Source organism: Pseudomonas sp. EGD-AK9 (genome assembly GCF_000465935.2).
Taxonomy (GTDB): Bacteria; Pseudomonadota; Gammaproteobacteria; order Pseudomonadales; family Pseudomonadaceae; genus Aquipseudomonas.
Map to the genome: position 1 here is coordinate 1 of NZ_AVOF01000138.1, position 7910 is coordinate 7910.

Consider the following 7910-nt stretch of genomic DNA (forward strand, 5'->3'; position numbering starts at 1 on the left):
GCCAGCGCCTGGTCGTCGAGGCTGGCGCCGAGGTCGGCGCCGGTCAGCGCCAGGCAGCTGTCGCGCTCGGCGAGCAGCTCGAAATTACCCAGGACGATCTCCACCACCGGCGCCGCCAGCGGGTTGCCCAGCAGCCAGTTGGCCCAGTGGTGCGAGCACCAGTCGGCGCTGCCGCCCTGGGTCACGCCGAGGTGGCGCACGCCGAAGCGGCCGCCGTCCTGCAGGCTGGCGAGGGCGCCGCTGCGTTCGATCAACAGGCTCATGGCGTCTCCTCGAAGGGGCTGTCGTCGCCGCCCAGGCGCACGAACTCGTCGCGCTCGATGGCCACGAAACGCACCCGGTCGCCCGGGCGCAGCAGGCTGTAGCCGTCCAGCCGGCGGTCGAACAGTTGGCTCGGGCTGCGCCCGATCAGGTTCCAGCCGCCGGGTGAGACCAGCGGGTAGATCGCGGTCTGGCGATCGGCGATGCCCAGGCTGCCGGCCGCGACGCGCTGGCGCGGGGTGCTCAGGCGCGGGCTGGCCAGGCATTCGTCGACCAGCCCCATAAAGGCGAAGCCGGGGGCGAAACCCAGGGCGAATACCTGGTAGCTGTGTGCACTGTGGCGCTCGATCACGCCGCCGATGCCCAGCCCGCTGCGCTGGCCGAGCAGCGCCAGCTCGGGGCCGACGCTGGGGTGGTACCACACCGGAATCTGCAACTCGCGGCCCTTGGTATCGGCCTGCGGAGAGAGGTTTTCGAAGGCCTGCGCGATCCGCGCGCGGGCCTGGCGGTCGTCCAGCTGCTGCAGGTCGTAGTGCAGCAGCAGGGTGGTGTAGGAGGGCACCAGGTCCACCAGCGCCGGACCGAAGGCGGCGCGCAGCCGTTCGCCGGCGGCCAGCAGCCAGGGCATGTTGCTTTCCTCGATCCGCTCGAACAGGCGCAGGATCAGGCAGTCGATGCCGACCACCTCGATGCGCGGGGTCATGGCCGCAGGCTCCGCATCCCCGGGACGGGGCGGTGGGCGGCGAGCTCGGCGACGGGGAAGGGACGGTGCATCGGTGTCCTCTGGCGGCTTGCCTGGGCCTGGGGCCGGCGGATGGAAAGGTCGCCTTCATTCTGAGAGAGGCCAGCGGCCGCTCGCAAGCCGTGGCCGGGCTGCTTTGCTGTATGCTTGCCGACTCGCGGCCCGGGCGGCCGGGCGCAGGGGCCGTGCCCAGCGCCGCCGCTTGGCCTTGACCCCGTTGCCTGCGCCCACGATGGCGCGCGCCGCCATGCCGGAATCCGATTGATGCGCATCGACCTTCGCCCGCTGCCCGTGCAACTGCCCGACCTGGGCAACCTGCCGCCGCTGCTGACCCGCCTCTATGCCGCCCGCGGCGTGCAGTCCGCCGAGGAGCTGGACAAGGGCCTGGCGCGGTTGATCCCCTATCAGCAGCTCAAGGGCATCGAGGCGGCGGTGCAGTTGCTGGTCGAGGCGCTGGAGCAGCGCCAGCGCATCCTCATCGTCGGCGACTTCGATGCCGACGGTGCCACCGCCAGCTCGGTCGGCGTGCTCGGCCTGCGCCTGCTCGGCGCCGCGCATGTCGATTACCTGGTGCCGAACCGCTTCGAATACGGCTACGGCCTGACCCCGGAAATCGTCGCGGTGGCGCTGCAGCGCCAGCCCGACCTGCTGCTGACGGTGGACAACGGCATCTCCAGCGTCGACGGCGTTGCCGCGGCCAAGGCCGCCGGGCTCAGGGTGCTGGTCACCGACCACCACCTGCCGGGGGCGGAGCTGCCGGCGGCCGACGCCATCGTCAATCCCAACCAGCCGGGCTGCGAGTTCCCGAGCAAGGCCATGGCCGGCGTCGGGGTGATGTTCTACGTGCTGCTGGCGCTGCGTGCGCGCCTGCGCGAGCTGGGCTGGTTCGCCAGCCGCGCCGAGCCGAACCTGGGCGAGCTGCTCGACCTGGTGGCCCTGGGCAGCGTCGCCGACGTGGTGCCGCTGGACGCCAACAACCGCATCCTGGTCCACCAGGGCCTGGCGCGCATTCGTGCCGGGCGGGCGCGACCTGGGCTGCGGGCGATCCTCGAAGTCGCCGGGCGCGACCATCGGCGCATCACCTCCACCGACCTCGGCTTCATCCTCGGCCCGCGGCTGAACGCGGCGGGGCGCCTGGACGACATGAGCCTGGGCATCGAATGCCTGCTGTGCGACGACGAGGCGCTGGCCCGCGACATGGCGGTGCAGCTCGATCAGCTCAACCAGGACCGCAAGGCCATCGAGCAGGGCATGCAGCGCGAGGCCCTGGCCCAGCTCAAGGACTTGCCGCTGCAGGACATGCCGTTCGGCCTGTGCCTGTTCGAGGCCGACTGGCACCAGGGGGTGATCGGCATCCTCGCCTCGCGCCTCAAGGAGCGTTACCACCGCCCGGCCATCGCTTTCGCCGATGCCGGCGACGGCCTGCTCAAGGGCTCGGCGCGCTCGGTGCCGGGGCTGCATATCCGCGATGCACTGGACGCCGTGGCGGCCAAACACCCGGGGCTGATCAGCAAGTTCGGCGGGCACGCCATGGCCGCCGGCCTGTCGCTGCCGCAGGAAAATTTCGGCACCTTCGCCGCCGCCTTCGACGCCGAGGTGCGCCGCCAGCTCAGCGAGGACGACCTGACCGGTCGTCTGCTATCCGACGGCCAGCTCGACGCCACCGAGTTCCACCTGGAGCTGGCCCGCGCCCTGCGCAATGCCGGGCCCTGGGGCCAGCATTTCCCCGAGCCGCTGTTTCATGGTGTGTTCCAGATCGTCCAGCAACGCATCGTCGGCGAACGTCACCTCAAGCTGGTGCTCAAGACCGAATGCGGCAGCGTGCAGCTCGACGGCATCGCCTTCAATATCGACCGCGAGGTCTGGCCCAACCCGACGCTGCGCTGGGCCGAGCTGGCCTACAAGCTCGACCTCAACGAGTTCCGCGGCAACGAGAGCGTGCAGCTGCTGGTGGCGCATATCGCCCCGTGCTGAGGCGCCGTCCAGGGGGAACTTCGACGTGATGGACCCCTGCATGCAAGCCGCCCTCGACGAGGCCCGCCTGGGCCTGGCCGAGGGTGGCATTCCCATCGGCTCGGTGATAGTGCATGGCGGCCGCATCATCGGCCGTGGCCACAATCGCCGGGTGCAGCAGGGCAGCGCCATCTGCCACGGCGAGATGGATGCCCTCGAGAATGCCGGCCCGCATCTACCGCGAGGCGGTGCTCTACACCACCCTGTCGCCCTGCGTCATGTGCAGCGGCGCCATCCTCGCGGGTGGTGATCGGCGAGAACCGCACCTTCCTCGGCGAGGAGGCGCTGCTGCGTGAGCGCGGCGTGCAGCTGGAGGACTTCATCGCCGCCCGTCCCGAGCCGTGGCACGAGGATATCGGCGAGTAGTGGGTGAGACGGCGCCCGCCGGCCGGGCGCCGCAGCGGTTTTACCAACCCAGTTGCTTGTTGAATCCCAGGGCGTCGTAGTAGTCGCCCTGGTAGGCGATCTTGCCGTCCTTGATGCGGATGAAACTGACACCCTCGAACGACAGCGGCTTGCCGGTGGCCGGGGTCTCGGCGCTCCAGGCGCCGCTGTTGGTGCCGCTGAACTTCCACTGGAAGGCGATGCCGTCGGCGCCGACGATGGGCGCGCTGGTCATCTCCCATTTGAGGTCCGGCACCGCGCCGATGAACACCTTGATCACGTTGTCGCGGGCGGCGGCCTTGCCGTTCTGCGGAGTGCCGACGGTGGCGTCGAAATACACCGCGTCCTCGGCCAGGAAGGTCGCGGCCTTATCGGCGTCGTGGGCGTTCCAGGCAGCCATGTAGCCGTCGACCAGGGCCTTGGCGTCGTCGGCCGCCTGGGCCAGGCCGGCGAGGGCGCCGAGGGCGAGGAAAGCGATGCTGCGCAGTGCGGTTTTCATTGTCGTTGCTCCAGCTGGTTTTCGGTTGAGAAACATCGGAGCGATCTGGGCGTCGCGCGCGCCAGGCGGGCTAGTCGGCCAGAGCCGAGAAAGCGCAATGTACTGGAGTACATGAGCATTTCGAGGTTCTGGCCAACAACGCCCGGCCAAGCGCGCGGCGCTCAGATCAGTGCTTGATCATCACGTGGCGGAGGGCGGTGTAGTCCTCCAGGCCGTACATGGACATGTCCTTGCCATAGCCGGAGAGCTTGAGGCCGCCATGCGGCATCTCGCTGACCAGCATGAAGTGGGTGTTGACCCAGGTGCAGCCGTACTGCAGGCGCGCCGACAGGCGATGGGCGCGGCCGACGTCGCGGGTCCACACCGAACTGGCCAGGCCGTAGTCGGAGGCGTTGGCCCAGGCCAGGGCCTGCGCCTCGTCGTCGAACGGGGTGACCGAGACCACCGGGCCGAACACTTCGCGGCAGACGATCTCGTCGCTCTGCCGGGCGTCGGCCAGTACCGTGGGCAGGAAGAAGAAGCCGTTGCCGGCCGGGGCCTTGCCGCCGGTGACCACCTCGATGTGCGACTGCGCCGTGGCGCGCTCGACGAAGCCGGCCACGCGCTGGCGGTGCACCTCGGTGATCAGCGGACCGAGCTCGGTGCCTGCGTCGTCCTGCAGGCCGTGCTTGATCGAGCCGACTGCGGCGCCGAGGGCGGCGACGAATTTCTCGTAGACGCCTTTCTGCGCATAGATGCGGCAGGCGGCGGTGCAGTCCTGGCCGGCGTTGTAGAAGCCGAAGGTACGGATGCCCTCGACGGCGGCGTCGATGTCGGCGTCGTCGAAGATGATCACCGGCGCCTTGCCGCCCAGCTCCATGTGCATGCGCTTCACCGAGGCCGCGGTGCCGGCGATGATCTTCGCGCCGGTGGGGATCGAGCCGGTCAGCGACACCATGCGCACCTTCTCGTGGTTGACCAGGGGCTCGCCGACGGCGGCACCACGGCCGAACACGATGTTGACCACGCCGGCTGGGAAGATGGCGGCGATCAGCTGACCCAGGCGCAGGGCGGTCAGCGGGGTCTGCTCGGAAGGCTTGAGCACCACGCAGTTGCCGGCAGCCAGGGCCGGGGCCAGCTTCCAGGCGGCCATCATCAGCGGGTAGTTCCAGGGGGCGATGGAGGCGACCACGCCGATCGGGTCGCGGCGGATCATCGAGGTGTGGCCGGGCAGGTACTCGCCGGCGGCGGAACCCTGCAGGCAGCGCGCGGCGCCGGCGAAGAAGCGGAACACGTCGGCGATGGCCGGCAGCTCGTCGCCCCGCGCGGCGGCGTAAGGCTTGCCGCAGTTCTGCGACTCCAGGCGGGCCAGCTCGTCGGCATTGGCATCGATGGCGTCGGCCAGGGCCAGGAGCAGGGCGGAGCGCTGGCCGGGGGTGGTCTGCGACCAGTCGTCGAAGGCGGCATCGGCGGCGCGCACGGCCGCGTCGATCTGCTCGGCGCTGGCCTCGGGAATCTGTACCAGGGTGCTGCCCAGCGAGGGGTTGAGCACGGGTTGGGCGGCGCCCAGGCCGGCGACCAGTTCGCCGTTGATCAGCAGTTTGGTTTGCATCGCTAGAACCTCGTGTCGTCGGGTTGCAGGAAAGGGGGGCGCTACTTGCCGCTGCCGGCCACGCCCTCGCCACCCTTGGTCAGGTAGTAGGCGGCGAGGATCGGCAGCATGGTCACCAGCATCACCAGCATGGCGACCACGTTGGTCACCGGTACGTCGCGCGGGCGCGACAGCTGGTTGAGCAGCCAGATCGGCAGGGTCTTCTCGTGGCCGGCGGTGAAGGTGGTGACGATGATCTCGTCGAAGGACAGGGCGAAGGCCAGCATGCCGCCGGCCAGCAGGGCCGAGCCGAGGTTGGGCAGGACGATGTAGCGGAAGGTCTGCCAGCCGTCGGCGCCCAGGTCCATGCTGGCCTCGATCAGGCTGTAGCTGGTGCGGCGGAAGCGGGCGATGACGTTGTTGTAGACGATCACCACGCAGAAGGTGGCGTGGCCGATGACGATGGTCAGCAGGCCCGGCTCGATGCCGAAGGTCTTGAACGCCGAGAGCAGGGCGATGCCGGTGACGATGCCGGGCAGGGCGATCGGCAGGATCAGCAGCAGCGACACGCTCTCCTTGCCGAAGAAGTCGCGCCGCCACAGCGCCGCCGCGGCCAGGGTGCCGAGGAGCATGGCGATCAGCGTGGCGATGGCCGCCACCTTGAGCGACAGCACGATGGCTTCGAGCACGTCGGCGCGGGCGAAGGCCACGCTGAACCAGTCCAGGGTCAGACCCTTGGGCGGGAAGCTGAAGCCGGCGCTCTCGGTGTTGAAGGCGTAGAGGAAGATGATCAGGATAGGGAAGTGCAGGAACACCAGCCCGCCCCAGGCGGCCAGCTTCAGGCCGAGGGAAGCTTGCTCAGAGTGCATCGAAGGCCCCCAGACGCTTGACGATGGACAGGTAGACGGCGATCAGCACGATCGGCACCAGGGTGAAGGCGGCGGCCATCGGCATGTTGCCGATCGCGCCCTGCTGGGCGTAGACCATGCTGCCGATGAAGTAGCCGGGCGGCCCCACCAGCTGCGGCACGATGTAGTCGCCGAGGGTCAGGCTGAAGGTGAAGATCGAGCCGGCGGCGATGCCCGGGATCGACAGTGGCAGGATCACCTGCATGAAGGTCTGCCGCGGCCTGGCGCCGAGGTCCGCCGAGGCCTGCAGCAGCGACGGCGGCAGGCGTTCCAGTGACGCCTGGATCGGCAGGATCATGAACGGCAGCCAGATGTAGACGAACACCAGGAAGCGCCCCAGGTGCGAGGTCGACAGGGTGTTGCCGCCGACACCGGGGATGCCGAGGATCAGCTCCAGCACGGGCTGCAGGTGCAGCGCCTGGACGAACCACATGGCCACCCCGCCCTTGGCCAGCAGCAGGGTCCAGGCGTAGGCCTTGACGATGTAGCTGGCCCACATCGGCAGCATCACCGCGATGTAGAAGAAGGCCTTGGTCTTGCCGTCGGTGTAGCGCGCCATGTAGTAGGCGATGGGGAAGGCCAGCAGTCCGGCGGCCAGCGACACCGCCACGGCCATCGTCAGGGTGCGCAGGATGATGTCGAAGTTGGCGGCCTGGAACAGCGCCTTGAAATTGGCCAGCGTGACGTTGGGGGTGACTGTCATGCTGAAGTCGTCGAAGGTGTAGAAGCCCTGCCACAGCAGGGTCAGCAGCGAGCCCAGGTAGATCGCGCCGAACCATAGCAGCGGCGGAATCAGCAGCAGCGCCAGGTACAGCGTCGGCTTGCGGTAGAGCAGGCTGGACAGCCGGCGCAGCGGTCCGCCGCCGTCCGCCTGCAGGGCGAGGGCCTGGTTCATCTCAGGCCTCCTCGCGCAGGGCGACCATGGCCGCGCGGGCCCAGCGCGCGGTGACGCGCTGGCCCGGCTGGCAGGGCGCATCGCCGACGCCCCACTGGTTGTTGGCCTGGCTGACGGCGAAGTTCTGCCCGTTGTCCAGCTGCAGCTCGTAGCGGGTGGCGGCGCCCAGGTACTGGATGTCGTGCAGCAGGCCGCTGATCTCCACCTCGTCGCCGTTCGGCAGGCTGCCGCCACTGGCCACCAGGCGCACATGTTCCGGACGGATCGACAGCGGGCGCGACGAGCCGCCGACGCGTACGGCCAGCTCGCCCTTGAGCACGTTGCTGGTGCCGACGAACTCGGCGACGAAGGCGCTGGCCGGGTTCATGTACAGGTTGCGCGGGGTGTCGACCTGCTCGATGCGGCCCCTGTTGAACACCGCCACCCGGTCGGACATGGACAGCGCCTCGCCCTGGTCGTGGGTGACGAAGATGAAGGTGATGCCGAGCTGGCGCTGCAGCTTCTTCAGCTCGCCCTGCATCTGCTCGCGCAGCTTGAGGTCTAGTGCGCCCAGCGGCTCATCGAGCAGCAGCACGCGCGGGCGATTGACCAGGGCGCGGGCCAGGGCCACACGCTGGCGCTGGCCGCCGGACAGCTGC

At 69.3% G+C, this 7910-nt stretch carries 7 protein-coding genes and 2 pseudogenes; 2 read left to right on the forward strand and 7 right to left on the reverse strand.

The genetic code is table 11. The features are described 5' to 3' along the window. A pseudogene (locus tag N878_RS07895) lies at positions 1–263 on the reverse strand (allophanate hydrolase); the annotation flags it as partial. Continuing rightward, positions 260–964, reverse strand: a complete 705-nt coding sequence (gene pxpB, locus N878_RS07900; protein ID WP_021443123.1) for a 5-oxoprolinase subunit PxpB — start codon at positions 962–964, stop codon at positions 260–262. The pseudogene N878_RS07895 and the gene pxpB, both read right to left, overlap by 4 nt. Positions 965–1267: 303 nt before the next feature. Here pxpB and recJ point away from each other — a divergent pair, with 303 nt between their 5' ends. Both recJ and N878_RS07910 read left to right on the forward strand, forming a co-directional pair. Next, positions 1268–2977, forward strand: a complete 1710-nt coding sequence (recJ, locus tag N878_RS07905) for a single-stranded-DNA-specific exonuclease RecJ (protein WP_021443124.1) — start codon at positions 1268–1270, stop codon at positions 2975–2977. Between the two features lie 28 nt (positions 2978–3005). Next, positions 3006–3382, forward strand: a pseudogene (locus N878_RS07910) (nucleoside deaminase). 40 nt (positions 3383–3422) lie between these two features. Here the strand turns inward: N878_RS07910 and N878_RS07915 are convergent. The 5 genes from N878_RS07915 to N878_RS07935 all read right to left on the reverse strand — a co-directional run. Then, positions 3423–3899, reverse strand: a complete 477-nt coding sequence (locus N878_RS07915) for an ester cyclase (RefSeq protein ID WP_021443127.1) — start codon at positions 3897–3899, stop codon at positions 3423–3425. Between the two features lie 166 nt (positions 3900–4065). After that, a complete protein-coding gene (locus N878_RS07920; protein WP_021443128.1) occupies positions 4066–5490 on the reverse strand; it encodes a gamma-aminobutyraldehyde dehydrogenase in 1425 nt (474 codons plus the stop codon). 41 nt (positions 5491–5531) lie between these two features. Then, on the reverse strand, positions 5532–6338 hold the full coding sequence (locus tag N878_RS07925; RefSeq protein WP_021443129.1) for an ABC transporter permease: 807 nt from the start codon (positions 6336–6338) through the stop codon (positions 5532–5534). Then, positions 6328–7272 (reverse strand): ABC transporter permease, encoded by a 945-nt coding sequence (locus tag N878_RS07930; RefSeq protein ID WP_021443130.1) that lies wholly within the window; start codon positions 7270–7272, stop codon positions 6328–6330. Before N878_RS07930 ends, N878_RS07925 begins: the two co-directional genes overlap by 11 nt. A 1-nt stretch (position 7273) precedes the next feature. Beyond that, positions 7274–7910: ABC transporter ATP-binding protein (locus tag N878_RS07935; protein ID WP_021443131.1), on the reverse strand; the 637-nt coding region annotated here is incomplete at its 5' end.